This is a genomic window from Geodermatophilus dictyosporus, from assembly GCF_900115505.1.
In the GTDB taxonomy this organism is placed as follows: Bacteria; Actinomycetota; Actinomycetes; order Mycobacteriales; family Geodermatophilaceae; genus Geodermatophilus; species Geodermatophilus dictyosporus.
Window position 1 is genome coordinate 320,910 of record NZ_FOWQ01000004.1, and the last position, 13,579, is coordinate 334,488.

The following is a 13,579-nucleotide window of genomic DNA, read 5'->3' on the forward strand; positions in this document are numbered from 1 at the left end:
CGCGCGCGCCCGCGTCCGTACCATGGAGGAGCGCCAGAGGTCTGTCAGTGCTGTTCTCCGCAAGGGGTCGGCGCGCGCCGGCTTCACCGCTCCCGCGGTCACCCGGCCGCGGTGTCCTGTCCCTACGCATCCCCCCGTCCGGAGCACTCGACCACATGACCTCCACCCAGGTCCGTCCTGACAGCACCCCCCAGATCGCGGTGAACGACATCGGCACCGCCGAGGACTTCCTCGCCGCGATCGACCAGACCATCAAGTACTTCAACGACGGCGACATCGTCGAAGGCGTGATCGTCAAGGTCGACCGGGACGAGGTGCTGCTGGACATCGGCTACAAGACCGAGGGCGTCATCCCCTCGCGCGAGCTGTCCATCAAGCACGACGTCGACCCGCACGAGGTCGTCACCGTCGGCGACGAGGTGGAAGCCCTCGTCCTCCAGAAGGAGGACAAGGAAGGCCGCCTGATCCTGTCCAAGAAGCGCGCCCAGTACGAGCGCGCCTGGGGCACGATCGAGGCCAAGAAGGAAGCCGACGAGGTCGTCACCGGCACCGTCATCGAGGTCGTCAAGGGCGGTCTCATCCTCGACATCGGCCTGCGCGGGTTCCTCCCCGCCTCGCTGGTCGAGATGCGCCGCGTCCGCGACCTGCAGCCCTACGTGGGCCGCGAGCTCGAGGCCAAGATCATCGAGCTCGACAAGAACCGCAACAACGTCGTCCTGTCCCGCCGGCAGTGGCTGGAGCAGACGCAGTCCGAGGTCCGCAGCGAGTTCCTCAACAAGCTCGCCCGCGGCCAGGTGCGCACCGGCGTCGTCTCCTCGATCGTCAACTTCGGCGCGTTCGTCGACCTGGGCGGCGTGGACGGCCTCGTGCACGTCTCCGAGCTGTCCTGGAAGCACATCGACCACCCCTCCGAGGTCGTCGAGGTGGGCCAGGAGGTCACCGTCGAGGTCCTCGACGTCGACCTCGACCGCGAGCGGGTCTCCCTGTCGCTGAAGGCGACGCAGGAGGACCCGTGGCGTCAGTTCGCCCGCACCCACCAGATCGGCCAGGTCGTGCCGGGCAAGGTCACCAAGCTGGTGCCCTTCGGTGCGTTCGTCCGGGTCGACGAGGGCATCGAGGGCCTGGTCCACATCTCCGAGCTCGCCGAGCGCCACGTGGAGATCCCCGAGCAGGTCGTGCAGGTCGGCGACGAGATCCTCGTCAAGGTCATCGACATCGACCTCGACCGGCGCCGCATCTCGCTGTCGCTCAAGCAGGCGAACGAGGGCGTCATCGGCGACGAGGAGCAGTTCGACCCCGCCGCCTACGGCATGGCCGCCTCGTACGACGAGCAGGGCAACTACATCTACCCGGAGGGCTTCGACCCGGAGACCGGCGAGTGGCTCGAGGGCTACGACGAGGCCCGCGAGACCTGGGAGCGGCAGTACGCCGAGGCCCAGGCCCGGTTCGAGGCGCACCGCAAGCAGATCGCCGCGGCCCGCGAGGCCGACGCCGAGGCCGCTGCGGGTGGCAACTACTCCTCCGGCGGTGACGCGCCGACCAGCGGTGACACCACGTCCGGTGGTGGCGGCACGCTGGCCAGCGACGAGGCGCTCGCCGCGCTGCGGGCCAAGCTCGCCGGCGGGGAGTGACCCGTTGACCGTGCGCTGACGGTCTGATCGACGACGGAGGCCCAGGACCCGCGAGGTCCTGGGCCTCCGTCGTGTCCGCGGTCGGCCGCGGAGGCCCGGGGCGACGGCCCGCCCGGCTTCCCCGGCCGGGCGGGCCGGCCCTGGCTCAGGAGATCAGAGGCTCAGGATGATGGCGAAGGCGGTGCGCGGCCGGCCGCCGGCGGCGGTCAGCGCCTGCCAGGTGTGCCGGCCGGCCGGGGCGGCGTCGAACAGCCACCGCAGGAAGGCGGAGCGCCGGGAGGTCGTGACCTCCCGCGCCGCCAGGCGCTCGCGGACGGCGGGCAGGTCGGTCACCCGGACGCCGCCCGCGCGCTCGACCCGGTGCCGGCCCGGGGTGCGGGGGGCGGCGGGGACCGTCGCGACGGCGGTGCGGGACTGCGACATCGTCAGTGCCTGCCTCTCTCGGCTGCGTCCCCCTCCGTGGGGAACCGACGGGGCGGACGTTATGAGGAGTGACGGGTGTGACTGGTGCGACGCGCCGGGCGGGACGGGTGGGCGTTACCCGTCCGTGACCGCGTCCGGTGCGCTGGTTACGGTCTGTGCGTGCTGCGCATCGGACTGACCGGCGGGATCGGCTCGGGCAAGAGCACGGTCGCCGCGCTCCTGGCGGCCCGCGGGGCGGTGGTCGTCGACGCCGACCGGATCGCCCGCGAGGTCGTCGAGCCCGGGACGCCGGGCCTGGCCGCCGTCGTCGGGGCCTTCGGCCCGGGGGTGCTGACCGCGGACGGCGCGCTGGACCGGGCCGCGCTGGCGTCGGTCGTCTTCGCCGACCCCGCGGCCCGGGCGCGGCTGGACGGCATCGTGCACCCGCTGGTGCGGGCCCGGGCCCAGGAGGTCGTCGCGCAGGCCGCCCCGGACGCCGTCGTCGTCCAGGACGTGCCGCTGCTCGTCGAGACCGGCCAGGCCGGCCAGTACGACCTGGTGCTCGTCGTCGAGGCGGACCTGGAGACCCGGGTGGCCCGCCTGGCGCAGCGCGGGCTGGGGGAGGACGACGCCCGCGCCCGGATCGCCACCCAGGCCACCGACGAGCAGCGCCGGGCGGTGGCCGACGTCGTCCTGGACAACAGCGGCGACCCCGACGCGCTGGCCGGGCAGGTGGAGCGCTTCTGGGCCGAGCACGTGGTGCCGCGGGCGCCCTGACCCGGAGGAGTCGACCCCGGGAACGGGCAGGGCCCCAGGTCGTCGACCTGGGGCCCTGCTGCGGTGGGCGATACTGGGTTCGAACCAGTGACCTCTACCGTGTCAAGGTAGCGCTCTACCACTGAGCCAATCGCCCGAGTCCGGTCTGCCGACCGGCCCGCTCCACCCTCGGCGCGGAGGCGAGGTGGAGACGGGATTTGAACCCGTGTAGACGGCTTTGCAGGCCGTTGCCTCGCCTCTCGGCCACTCCACCGCACACACGGGCGCCGGTCTCGCGACCAGCGCCCGAGGTCCCGAGCGGACGACGGGATTCGAACCCGCGACCCTCACCTTGGCAAGGTGATGCTCTACCAACTGAGCCACGTCCGCGTTGCTGTCGTACGGGCAGAACCATACCCGACCCGGTGAGGGGGTCCCACGGGGGGTCCCCCGGAGGTCAGCCGGCCGTCGGGTCGGCGCCGCCGGACAGCAGCACGGCCAGTTCCTGGTCCACGTCCAGGGCCGCCGTCTCCTGCCCGGTGGGTACCAGCGCCTCGGTCTGCAGCAGGAAGGCGGCGACCGTCGCCCGGGACAGCTCGAACAGCGCCTCGCCCGAGGGGGCGCGCAGGTGCAGGTAGAGCGCGTCGCCGCTGGTGCGGGCCGGCCACAGCCGGACGTCGCCGTCGCCGGCGGGGCGGTCGAGCCCGGCCACGAGCAGCTCGCGGCTGAGCAGCCAGGTGATCCCGTCGTCGGGTTCCCCGGCCTCCCCGAAACCGATGCGGACCGCGAACGGGTCGCGCACCTCGTAGGAGAGGACTGCCGGGACCTCCGTCCACGACGTCGGGCCGACCAGGTGCAGCGTCGTGGGGACGGAGTACCCGGGGGAAGCGTGCTGCGACATGACCTCTCCAACGACCGGCACGCCGGGATGGGTGCGCACCCCGGGGCCCGGGCGTGTCATCCGTCCGGGTGTTCGTCCGGTACCCGTACTACGGCGTGGTGAACCGGGATCAGTGTGCCTGTCGAACGTGACGTGTGACCATGGGAGCCGTGACGCGGCCGGCACGACGTCCGGAGGGCGACTCCGGGGACGCGGACCTCGTGTCGCGCGTGCGCGCCGGCGACCGGGGTGCCGTCGACGACCTGTACGACCGGTTCCGTCGTCCGGCCTTCGCGCTGGCCCGCCGGATCCTCGCCGACGACACGCTGGCCGAGGACGTCGTCCAGGACGTGTTCCTCACCGTCTGGCGCGACCCGTACGCCTACGACCGCGCGCGCGGCAGCTTCTCCTCCTGGTTCATGGCGATGGTCCACCACAAGGCGGTCGACGCCGTGCGCCGCGAGGAGTCCCACCGGCGGCGGCAGTCCCGTGCCGAGGACGACCTGGCCCTGACCGCGCCGACCAGCGCGCAGGACGTCGAGGACGAGGCCTGGACGCGCGTCGTCTCCGAGCGGGTGCGCACGGCCCTGAGCACGCTGCCCGACGCCCAGCGGGAGGCGCTGACCCTGGCCTACTACGGCGGCTACACGCAGCGCGAGGTCGCCGCTCTCACCCGTGCCCCGCTGGGCACGGTGAAGACCCGCATGCTCGCCGGCATGCGGCGGCTGAAGGAGGAGCTGGGCGCCGTGGCCGGTGCGAGCGCGGGTGGGGCGCTGAGTGGTCCCGCGGCCGTCGACGGGGGTGCTGCCCGGTGAGCGCGCGTCCCGACCCGCACGAGACCTTCGACGAGCTCGCCGTCGGCTGGGCGCTGCACGCCCTCGAGCCCGAGGACGAGGCCGTCTTCGGCACGCACCTGCCCACCTGCCCGCGCTGCGCCCGCACCGTCGCCGAGACCTCCGAGGTGATGTCGGCCATGGCCGGCGACCTGCCTCCGGCCGAGCCCTCGGACGACCTCCGCGACCGGCTGCGCGCCGCGGTGGAGCGCACCGAGCAGGTGGCGCCCCCGCCCGGCGCCGTCGGGGACGCCGTCGCCGGCAACACCGTCGCCGGGGACGTGGGGCCGGCGCCCGCCGCGGCCGCACCGGGCCGGCCCGGTGGGCGACGCCGCACCGACCCGCCACCGGTGGCCACCGGCTTCCCCGGCCACGTCCCGACCGCCGCGGACGCCGAGCGGACGGCGTGGCGGCGGGTGCTGCCCAACGCGCTGGTGGCCGCCGCGGTCGCCGCGGTCCTGGCGCTGGGCACCTGGGTGGTCGTCCTCGGCGCGGCGCGGGACGACGCGCAGACGCTGGCCGCCGAGCGGGCCGAGGTCCTCGAGTCGGTGCTGCAGCCCGGGCGCGCGGCCATCGCGCCGGTCGTCGACGACGACGGGCGGGCCGTGGCCACCGTGGTGGCCCGCGACGGCCAGCTCCAGGTGGTCAGCACCGGACTGACCGTCAACGACCGCAGCGACAGCACGTACGTGGTGTGGGGGGTGCAGGGGCAGACGCCTGTGCCGCTGGGCACCTTCGACGTGGTCACCCCACAGACCGACCTGCGGACCGTAGGCTCCGCCTCGACCGGGCTCGACGACTTCGAGGGCTACGCCATCAGCATCGAGCCCGGTCGGCAGATGCCGGCGGAACCGTCGGACGTGGTGGCGAGCGGGCAGGTGACCAGCTGAGCGGACAGGACACGGCGCCCCCGCAGGAGCGGCGGGCCCGCCCCACCGCCGAGCAGCGGCGGGCGCACTTCGACCAGGACGGGCACCACAGCCTGCGCGAGCGGGTCGCCGAGACGCGCTGGCGCCGGCGGGTGGCCGCCCGCCGCTCGCTGGACTCCGCCTACCGCATGGGCGTCGGCGTCGTCGGTGGTCTCGTGGTCGCCGTCGGCCTGGTCACCATCCCGCTGCCCGGGCCGGGCTGGCTCACCGTCATCGCCGGCCTGTTCGTGCTCGCCACCGAGTTCATGTGGGCCGAGCGGCTGCTGGAGTTCACCAAGCGCCGCGTCTCGGCCTGGACCGACTGGCTGGGGCGGCAGCCGGTGTGGGTGCGCCTGGCGGTCGGGCTGCTGACGGCGGTCTTCGTCTACGGCGTGCTCGTCGTCGTGCTGCACCTCATGGGCGTGCCCGACTGGGTGCCGGGGTGGGTGCCGCTCTGGCGGTGAGCGTCTGGCATCATGAGAGGCGCACCGGGCGATTGGCTCAGTGGTAGAGCGCTTCGTTCACACCGAAGAGGTCACTGGTTCGAACCCAGTATCGCCCACCGGCACCAGGGGCCGGGCACACCCGCGACGGGGTGCCCGGCCCCTCGGCGTTGCCGGGCCCGTCAGCGGCCGGGCCGGTCCAGCTCGCGGGCGGCGGCCGCCAGCACGGCGTCGCGGACCCGGTCGAGGGTGGCCGACCGCAACCGCCACTGCTGCCAGTGCAACTCGACGTCCACCGGGCCGTCGAGCGCGACCAGCTCCGCGGCGGTCCCGCGCGCCTGGAGGTCGGGCACCATGCCCCAGCCCAGGCCCAGGGCGACGGCGGCCACGAAGTCGGCGGCGGCGGGGACGTAGTGCACCGGCGGGGCGACGCCGGCACCGGCGCGCGCGTGCAGGTAGCGGTTCTGCAGGTCGTCGTTGCGGTCGAAGACGACGACCGGGGCGCGCGCGAGCGCCTCGGCGGTGGGGCCGGCGGGGAACCAGCGCCGCGCGAACGCGGGCGTGGCCATCGGCCGGTAGCGCATGCCGCCGAGGCGGGTGGCGGTGCAGCCGGGCACCGGCTCGGCCTCCGCGGTCACCGCGGCCATGACCGTGCCGGCGCGCAGCAGGGCGCTGGTGTGCTCCTGGTCCTCGCGGTGCAGGTCCAAGCAGACCGCGCCGGCCAGCGGCGCGAGGGCGGGCAGCACCCAGGTGGCCATCGAGTCGGCGTTGACCGCGATCGGCAGTGTCGGCACCGCGGAGGCCTCGTCGCCGCCGAGCTCGCGGACGACGTCGGCGGCGAGCAGGTCCACCTGCCGGGCGAGGCGCAGCACCGCCTGTCCGGACTCGGTCACCTGCACCGGCTTGGTCCGCACCAGCAGGATCCGGCCGGTCGCCACCTCCAGCGCGCGCAGCCGCTGGCTGACCGCCGACGGGGTCACGTGCAGCGCGCGGGCGGCGGCCTCCAGCGTGCCGCCGCGGACGGCGGCGTCCAGGGCCCGCAGGTGCGCCAGGTCGAGATCCACGGACAGCGATGCTAACGACGCATCAGGATCTGTAGCTGGACTGCACTCGCGCGGGTTCGTAGCGTCGACGGCGTGCTCACCACCCCGGCCCTGTTCGCCGCCGCGTCCGGCTTCGCCCTGGGCCTGGGGCTGATCATCGCCATCGGTGCCCAGAACGCCTTCGTCCTGCGGCAGGGCCTGCGCCTGGAGCACGTGGCCGCGGTGGTGGCGGTGTGCGCGCTCTCCGACGTGGTGCTCATCCTCGCCGGCGTGCTGGGCGCCGGGGCGGCGCTCGAGCGGCTGCCGTGGCTGGTCCCGGTGGTCTGCTTCGCCGGGGCGGCGTTCCTGCTCGGCTACGCCCTGCTCGCCGCCCGGCGGGCGCTGCGTCCCGGCGCCCTGCTGCCCGACGCCGCCGGCGCCCGCACCGGCCTCGCGGTCACCGTGGGCACCTGCCTGGCCCTGACCTGGCTCAACCCGCACGTCTACCTCGACACCGTGGTGCTGCTGGGCTCGACGGCCTCGACCTACGGCGAGCACCGGTGGCAGTTCGCCGCCGGTGCCGGCCTGGGCAGCGTGCTGTGGTTCGCCGGTCTCGGCTTCGGCGCGCGCCTGCTGCGGCCGGTGTTCGCCCGCCCGGCCGCCTGGCGGGTCCTCGACGGCGTCATCGCCGCCGTCATGACCCTCCTCGCCGTGTCCCTCGCCGTCCGCGGGGTGAGCGGCGCCTGAGCGGCGCCGTCCACCCCGCCCGGCCGATCCCCCGGAGGACCCGTGATCGACGTCGAGCTCCCGCCCGGACCCCCTGCGACCGCCCTCACCCGGGGGTTCGCCGCGTGCCTGGCCTCGCTCGCCGAGGTGCCGGTGACCGACCTGCCACGGACCGGCGAGGACCTGGCGCACGCCCTGGGCGCCTGGCGCGGCTGGCTGGCCGGGCACGGCTCGGGGCTGGTGCCCGTCGCCGACCCGGTGCGCTTCCAGTGGCCCGGGTGGTGGATCGCCGTCGTCGAGCAGGCGGACGGCGACCCGGACGGCGCGGCGGCCGTGGTGGCCTTCGGCACGCCGCCGGGCGTCGTGCTCAGCCCGCAGACGCCCGCGCTGCTCGGCCGGGCCACCGCCGACCTGCCCATCCGCGAGGCCCACGCCGTCGCCCCCCTCGACCCGGTGCTGCGCCGCCGCCCGGCCGCGGAGGTGCTGCGCGGCACCGTCGAGGGCCTCGCCGTGGCGCCGGCCGCGGAGGCGCCGATGCGGCTGCTCGACGTCGCGCACGCCCGCGCCGGCCGCGGGCTCGACGGCGACCGCTACGCCGCGGGAGCCGGCACCTTCAGCCCGCGCGGCGGGCGGCGTCCCGGCTACGACCTGACCCTCGTGGCCGCCGAGGTCCTCGACGAGCTGGCCGCGGCGGGGGTGCCCCTGGACCTCGCCGGCACCCGGCGCAACGTCCTCACCCGGGGCGTCGACGTCAACGCGCTCGTCGGGCGGCGCTTCCGCGTCGGGAACGTGCTGTGCGAGGGGCGCCGGCTGTGCGAGCCGTGCGTCCACCTCGACCGGCTCAGCGGGCCGGGCACGCTGCGGCCGCTCATCCACCGCGGGGGGCTGCGCGCCGACGTCCTCACCGACGGCGAGATCCGGGTGGGGGCGGCGGTCGTCACGGAGTGAGCGCCGCCGGGGACGCACCGGGGGCCGGGTCCCGCCGGGACCCGGCCCCTCGTCGTGCGGCCGGGGTCAGGCCGGGCCGTAGGTCAGGTGCGCCACGCCGTTGCTCAGCCGCTCGACGTCGAGCAGCGACAGCTTCTGCGACGTCCCCTCGGGGAACAGCCGGATGCCCTCGCCGAGGGCGACCGGGTAGACGTAGAGGTGCAGCTCGTCGGCCAGGCCGTCGGCGACCAGCGCGCGCACCAGGGTGGCGCTGCCGCTGACGTAGAGGTCGCGGTCGGCCTTCAGCTCGCGGATCCGGTCGGGGTCGTAACCGCCGAGCGCCTCGGAGTTGCGCCACACGGAGGCGGCGTCGGTGAGCGTCGAGGACACGACGTACTTGGTGGTGTCGTTGAAGAACGGCGCGCCCGGGTCCTCCTCGACGGTCCGCGTCGACCAGGCCGGCGCGAACATCTCGAAGGTCGTGCGGCCGAGGAGGATGCCCGACGAGGACGCGGTCAGCGCCCCGATCGACTCGGACAGGTCGTCGGGGAAGCCGTAGTCGACCGTCCACATCGGGACGTCGACCACCCCGTCGACGGTGGTGAACTCGTGCACCCGGATGGCGCCCATGTCGTGCTCCTCGCGTGTCGGTCGGCCACGGCGGCCGCTCGGTCGGTCTCGTGGGGTCAGACACTGGCCGATCCCGTTTCTCATCGGTGGGGGACCCGCCGTCCTGCGATGCCCCGGTGACCGATGGGGACCCGGCCGACGACCTGCCCGGCGCCCTCGGGTGCCGGCCGCCGGGCGGTCGTCGACCGGGCCGTCGCGGGCGGCGTGCGGATCGACGCGGGGTACACCGCCGGGACCGATGAGTCCGGGGAGCGGCGGCGGTCTGCCCGGCGCCGAACCCGTCGCGAGGAGGACACCGTGAGCGGTCCCGCAGGCCCCGGCGCGCTCGACGCCCAGTTCACCGCCCCCGTGGCAGAGCCCGGCCGGGGGCGGCCGGACGTACGTGCGGATGCCGGGGTCGGCCGAGTACTTCGGCGCCCGCGGCCTGGTGGAGGTGCGCGGCACCGTCGACGGCGTGCCCTTCCGCAGTTCCTTCATGGCCCTCGGCGACGGGACGCACGAGCTGCCGGTGACGGCCGACCTGCGCCGGGCCCTCGGCGAGGCCGCCGGCGACGAGGTCACCGTCCGGCTGGAGGGGCGGCTCGCCCGAGCCCGCCGCCTCCCGCGCGATCGGGCGCACCATGGGGGAGATGGCACTGGACAGGGCCGCACGCCTGGAGGCGGCCGTGGAACGGGACGGCCCCACCTGCATCTGGTGCGGCCGCGCGCTCTCCGGGCAGGTGACCCCCACGACCGAGCACGTCGTGCCGCGGGTCAAGGGCGGGCCGTCGTGGCTGGAGAACGAGGTCGCCGCGTGCCGCCGCTGCAACGCCGAGCGCGGGCACACCGCGCCCGTCGAGTGGCTGGAGGAGTGCCTGCGCCGCGGGTGGCCGGCCGACGAGGTGCGGCTCGGGCGGATCCTCACCCAGCTCGCCGAGGCGATCGCCGTCCGCGGCGGGCAGCGCAGGGCCCGGCCCTACCTGGAGTCCCAGCTGCGCCGGCTGCGCCGACGGGGTGGCGTCGCCGCCTGAGCCCGCCGCCTGACCCCGCCGCCTGACCCCCGCCGCCTGGCCCCCGCCGCCTGGCCCCGGCCGTAGCGTGGCGGGCGTGAGCGCGGGCACCGTCGTCGGCATCTCGGTCTACCCGGTGCGCGGGTGCGCCGGGACGGCGCTGCAGCGCGCCGACGTCCGCCCCGCCGGGCTGGCCGGTGACCGGGCCTGGGCCGTCGTCGACGCCGACGGCCGGGTGCTGCGCGGTAGGGACGCCCCCGCCCTGGCCGGCGTGGCCGCCACCGGGGACCCGGCCGCCGACGCCGCCGCCGTCACCGGCGCACTCGGCCGCCCGGTGCGGCTCGAGCCGCTGACCGCCCGGCCCGACGGCTCCGCCGCGGTGCACCTGGTCTCCCGGCAGGCCCTCGACCTCGCGGCCGCCGGCGTCGTGCCGGCCGGCTGCGGCGCCGAGGACCCGCGCGCCAACCTGCTGCTCGACCTGCCCGGCGGCTCATCCGGCGACTCCTCCGGCGACTCCTCCGGTGACCTCTCCGGTGACCTGGAGCGCGCCTGGGTGGGCCGCCGGCTGCGGCTCGGCTCGGCGGTGCTCGAGGTCACCCGCCTGCCGAAGCACTGCCTGGGCGTCTACGCCGAGGTGGTCGAGCCGGGCACGGTGGCCGTCGGCGACGACGTCGTCCCAGCGTAGTCGGGTCGCTGGACCGGGGGCGGGCGGTCGATACGCTGGCCGGTGCCCGCCCGTCCCGGACGGACGCCGACCGGCACCCCGAGCGACCCCCAGGAGACCCCGTGTCCGCCGCGCCCACCCCCGCCGCCGCCGCCCCGATCCGGGTGCCGGCCGGGACCACGGCCGAGCAGGCGCTCAAGGACGCCGGGGTCGCGCTCAAGGGTCCCGACGGCGCCGTCGTCGTCCGCGACCTGGCCACCGGCGACCTGCGCGACCTCGCCTGGTCCCCCGAGGCCGACGCCGACGTCGACCCGGTGCCGGCCGCCAGCCCCGAGGGCCGCGCCGTCATCCGCCACTCCACCGCCCACGTCCTCGCCCAGGCGGTGCAGGACCTCTTCCCGGGCACCCGCCTGGGCATCGGCCCGCCGGTCGAGAACGGCTTCTACTACGACTTCGACCCCGAGAAGCCGTTCACGCCCGAGGACCTGCAGGCGCTGGAGAAGCGCATGCAGCAGATCGTCAGGGCCGGCCAGCGGTTCGCCCGCCGCGACATCGCCGACGACGACGCCCGCGCCGAGCTCGCGCACGAGCCGTACAAGCTGGAGCTGATCGGGCTCAAGGGCTCCGCTCCCGACCCGGCCCACCCGGCGGCCGAGGGTGCCGACGTCGAGGTCGGCGGCGCGCAGCTGACCATGTACGACAACCTCGACGCCCGCACCGGCGACCGGGTGTGGACCGACCTGTGCCGTGGCCCGCACCTGCCGCGCACCTCGGGCATCCCGGCGTTCAGCCTCACGCGGTCGGCCGCCGCCTACTGGCGCGGCAGCGAGAAGAACCCGCAGCTGCAGCGCGTGTACGGCACGGCCTGGGAGAGCCGCGAGGCGCACAAGGCGTACCTGGAGCAGCTGGCCGAGGCCGAGCGCCGCGACCACCGGCGACTGGGCGCGGAGCTGGACCTCTTCAGCTTCCCCGACGAGATCGGGTCGGGCCTGGCGGTGTTCCACCCGAAGGGCGGCGTCGTCCGGCGCGAGCTGGAGGCCTACAGCCGCCGGCGGCACGAGGAGGCCGGCTACTCCTTCGTCAACACCCCGCACATCAGCAAGGCGCGGCTGTTCCAGGTCTCCGGTCACCTCGACTGGTACGCCGAGGGCATGTACCCGCCCATGCAGCTCGACGAGGAGCGCGACGCCGGGGGCGCCGTCCGCCGGCAGGGGCAGGACTACTACCTCAAGCCGATGAACTGCCCGATGCACAACCTGGTGTTCGGCTCCCGCGGCCGGTCCTACCGGGAGCTGCCGCTGCGGCTGTTCGAGTTCGGCACCGTGTACCGCTACGAGAAGTCCGGCGTCGTCCACGGGCTGACCCGGGCCCGCGGCTTCACCCAGGACGACGCGCACATCTACTGCACCCCCGAGCAGATGGGCGGGGAGCTGCGCAGCCTGCTCGACTTCGTGCTCGGGCTGCTCGCCGACTACGGCCTGGCGGACTTCCACCTGGAGCTGTCCACCCGCGACCCGGAGAAGTCGGTCGGCTCGGACGAGAGCTGGGAGGTCGCCACCGAGGCGCTGCGGCAGGCGGCGGTGGACTCCGGCCTGGAGCTGGTGCCCGACCCGGGCGGCGCGGCGTTCTACGGCCCCAAGATCTCCGTGCAGGCGCGCGACGCGATCGGCCGCAGCTGGCAGATGTCGACCATCCAGGTCGACTTCAACCTGCCGGAGCGCTTCGGCCTGGAGTACACCGCCGCCGACGGCTCGCGGCAGCGGCCGGTCATGCTGCACCGGGCGCTGTTCGGCTCGATCGAGCGGTTCTTCGCCGTCCTCACCGAGCACTACGCCGGCGCGTTCCCCGCGTGGCTCGCGCCGGTGCAGGTCACGGCGGTCCCGGTCACCGACGACCAGGTCCCGTACCTCGGCGACGTCGCCCTGCGGCTGCGGGAGCGGGGCATCCGGGTCGAGGTCGACGACTCCGACGACCGCATGCAGAAGAAGATCCGCAACGCCAGCAAGCAGAAGGTGCCCTTCGTGCTCATCGCCGGGGCCACCGACGCCGAGGCCGGTGCGGTCTCCTTCCGCTTCCGCGACGGCAGCCAGCGCAACGGTGTCCCGGTGGACGACGCCGTCGACGCCGTCGCCGCGTGGGTGGCCGCCCGGCACAACGCCGACCCGACCGCCGAGACGCCGCTGGGGCGGTCGTGACCATCGGCCCGGACGGCTTCAACGTCCCGGTCTCCAGCGACGACGGCGGCCCGGCCACCGTCTTCGAGCACCTGTGGACGCCGTACCGCATGGCCTACCTCCGCGGCGAGGGCAAGCCGACCGGTGAGCACGACTGCCCGTTCTGCCTGATCCCGGCCATGCCGGACGAGGAGGGGCTGGTCGTCGCCCGCGGCGGGACGGTGTTCGCGGTGCTCAACCTCTACCCCTACAACGCCGGGCACCTCATGGTGGTCCCGTACCGGCACGTGCCCGACTACACCGACCTCACCGCCGCCGAGGTCGCCGAGCTGGGCGCGTTCACGCAGACGGCGATGCGGGTGGTGCGAGAGGTGACCGGCGCGCACGGCTTCAACATCGGGATGAACCAGGGCGCGGTGGCCGGCGCCGGCATCGCCGACCACCTCCACCAGCACGCGGTCCCGCGCTGGGGCGGGGACACCAACTTCATGCCCGTCATCGGGCTCACCCGGGTGCTGCCCCAGGTGCTCGCCGAGACGCGGGCCCTGCTCGCGCGGTCCTGGCCGACACCGGCCCCGGTGCAGGGAGACTGAC

15 protein-coding genes, 4 tRNA genes and 1 pseudogene are annotated in these 13,579 nt (G+C 75.1%); 13 read left to right on the forward strand and 7 right to left on the reverse strand.

Going from position 1 to position 13,579, the window contains the following annotated elements; all coding sequences use genetic code 11:
* Positions 1–155 precede the first annotated feature (155 nt).
* Positions 156–1,631: a 30S ribosomal protein S1 gene (gene rpsA, locus BMZ33_RS12175; RefSeq protein ID WP_091110540.1), complete on the forward strand. Its 1,476-nt coding sequence runs from the start codon at positions 156–158 to the stop codon at positions 1,629–1,631.
* Between the two features lie 153 nt (positions 1,632–1,784).
* On the opposite strand, the gene BMZ33_RS12180 is transcribed toward rpsA, so the two are convergent.
* On the reverse strand, positions 1,785–2,054 hold the full coding sequence (locus tag BMZ33_RS12180) for a hypothetical protein (RefSeq protein ID WP_091110543.1): 270 nt from the start codon (positions 2,052–2,054) through the stop codon (positions 1,785–1,787).
* Between the two features lie 159 nt (positions 2,055–2,213).
* Between BMZ33_RS12180 and coaE the strand changes: the two genes are divergently transcribed.
* Positions 2,214–2,810: a dephospho-CoA kinase gene (gene coaE / locus BMZ33_RS12185; RefSeq protein WP_091110546.1), complete on the forward strand. Its 597-nt coding sequence runs from the start codon at positions 2,214–2,216 to the stop codon at positions 2,808–2,810.
* Positions 2,811–2,874: 64 nt separating this feature from the next.
* Here the strand turns inward: coaE and BMZ33_RS12190 are convergent.
* From BMZ33_RS12190 to BMZ33_RS12205, 4 genes are all read right to left on the reverse strand, one after another.
* Positions 2,875–2,946 (reverse strand) — tRNA-Val (locus tag BMZ33_RS12190).
* A 46-nt stretch (positions 2,947–2,992) separates the two neighbouring features.
* Positions 2,993–3,063, reverse strand: a tRNA-Cys gene (locus BMZ33_RS12195).
* A gap of 43 nt (positions 3,064–3,106) precedes the next feature.
* Positions 3,107–3,179, reverse strand: a tRNA-Gly gene (locus BMZ33_RS12200).
* Between the two features lie 67 nt (positions 3,180–3,246).
* Positions 3,247–3,690, reverse strand: a complete 444-nt coding sequence (locus BMZ33_RS12205; RefSeq protein ID WP_091110548.1) for an SsgA family sporulation/cell division regulator — start codon at positions 3,688–3,690, stop codon at positions 3,247–3,249.
* 200 nt (positions 3,691–3,890) lie between these two features.
* Here BMZ33_RS12205 and BMZ33_RS12210 point away from each other — a divergent pair, with 200 nt between their 5' ends.
* The 4 genes from BMZ33_RS12210 (at position 3,891) to BMZ33_RS12225 (ending at position 5,972) form a co-directional block, all read left to right on the forward strand.
* The gene (locus BMZ33_RS12210) at positions 3,891–4,484 is read left to right on the forward strand and encodes a sigma-70 family RNA polymerase sigma factor (protein WP_244524275.1); all 594 of its coding nucleotides are present in this window, start codon (positions 3,891–3,893) and stop codon (positions 4,482–4,484) included.
* The gene (locus BMZ33_RS12215) at positions 4,481–5,392 is read left to right on the forward strand and encodes an anti-sigma factor domain-containing protein (RefSeq protein WP_091110552.1); all 912 of its coding nucleotides are present in this window, start codon (positions 4,481–4,483) and stop codon (positions 5,390–5,392) included. Before BMZ33_RS12210 ends, BMZ33_RS12215 begins: the two co-directional genes overlap by 4 nt.
* 131 nt (positions 5,393–5,523) lie before the next feature.
* Positions 5,524–5,874, forward strand: a complete 351-nt coding sequence (locus BMZ33_RS22705; RefSeq protein ID WP_169064227.1) for a TIGR02611 family protein — start codon at positions 5,524–5,526, stop codon at positions 5,872–5,874.
* A gap of 26 nt (positions 5,875–5,900) precedes the next feature.
* Positions 5,901–5,972 (forward strand) — tRNA-Val (locus BMZ33_RS12225).
* A 63-nt stretch (positions 5,973–6,035) separates the two neighbouring features.
* On the opposite strand, the gene BMZ33_RS12230 is transcribed toward BMZ33_RS12225, so the two are convergent.
* Positions 6,036–6,917, reverse strand: a complete 882-nt coding sequence (locus tag BMZ33_RS12230) for a LysR family transcriptional regulator ArgP (RefSeq protein ID WP_091110555.1) — start codon at positions 6,915–6,917, stop codon at positions 6,036–6,038.
* Positions 6,918–6,989: 72 nt separating this feature from the next.
* Between BMZ33_RS12230 and BMZ33_RS12235 the strand changes: the two genes are divergently transcribed.
* Together BMZ33_RS12235 and BMZ33_RS23280 are read left to right on the forward strand one after the other, a co-directional pair.
* Positions 6,990–7,622: a LysE/ArgO family amino acid transporter gene (locus tag BMZ33_RS12235; protein WP_091110558.1), complete on the forward strand. Its 633-nt coding sequence runs from the start codon at positions 6,990–6,992 to the stop codon at positions 7,620–7,622.
* A gap of 42 nt (positions 7,623–7,664) precedes the next feature.
* On the forward strand, positions 7,665–8,549 hold the full coding sequence (locus BMZ33_RS23280) for an MOSC domain-containing protein (protein ID WP_169064228.1): 885 nt from the start codon (positions 7,665–7,667) through the stop codon (positions 8,547–8,549).
* Positions 8,550–8,615: 66 nt separating this feature from the next.
* Here the strand turns inward: BMZ33_RS23280 and BMZ33_RS12245 are convergent, their stop codons facing one another.
* Positions 8,616–9,158 carry a dihydrofolate reductase family protein gene (locus BMZ33_RS12245; protein ID WP_091110561.1) on the reverse strand — a complete coding sequence of 181 codons (543 nt, stop codon included), beginning with the start codon at positions 9,156–9,158 and terminating at the stop codon, positions 8,616–8,618.
* Between the two features lie 388 nt (positions 9,159–9,546).
* On the opposite strand from BMZ33_RS12245, the pseudogene BMZ33_RS24575 reads away from it, so the two are divergent.
* From BMZ33_RS24575 to BMZ33_RS12270, 5 genes and pseudogenes are all read left to right on the forward strand, one after another.
* A pseudogene (locus BMZ33_RS24575) lies at positions 9,547–9,669 on the forward strand (DUF1905 domain-containing protein); the annotation flags it as partial.
* Between the two features lie 118 nt (positions 9,670–9,787).
* Positions 9,788–10,168 carry an HNH endonuclease gene (locus BMZ33_RS12255; RefSeq protein WP_169064229.1) on the forward strand — a complete coding sequence of 127 codons (381 nt, stop codon included), beginning with the start codon at positions 9,788–9,790 and terminating at the stop codon, positions 10,166–10,168.
* A gap of 76 nt (positions 10,169–10,244) precedes the next feature.
* Positions 10,245–10,832 (forward strand): MOSC N-terminal beta barrel domain-containing protein, encoded by a 588-nt coding sequence (locus BMZ33_RS12260; RefSeq protein WP_091110563.1) that lies wholly within the window; start codon positions 10,245–10,247, stop codon positions 10,830–10,832.
* Between the two features lie 101 nt (positions 10,833–10,933).
* Positions 10,934–13,006 carry a threonine--tRNA ligase gene (gene thrS / locus BMZ33_RS12265; protein ID WP_091110566.1) on the forward strand — a complete coding sequence of 691 codons (2,073 nt, stop codon included), beginning with the start codon at positions 10,934–10,936 and terminating at the stop codon, positions 13,004–13,006.
* Entirely contained in the window at positions 13,003–13,578 is a 576-nt protein-coding gene (locus BMZ33_RS12270; RefSeq protein ID WP_169064230.1) for an HIT family protein, read from the forward strand. Before thrS ends, BMZ33_RS12270 begins: the two co-directional genes overlap by 4 nt.
* Position 13,579: the final 1 nt, after the last annotated feature.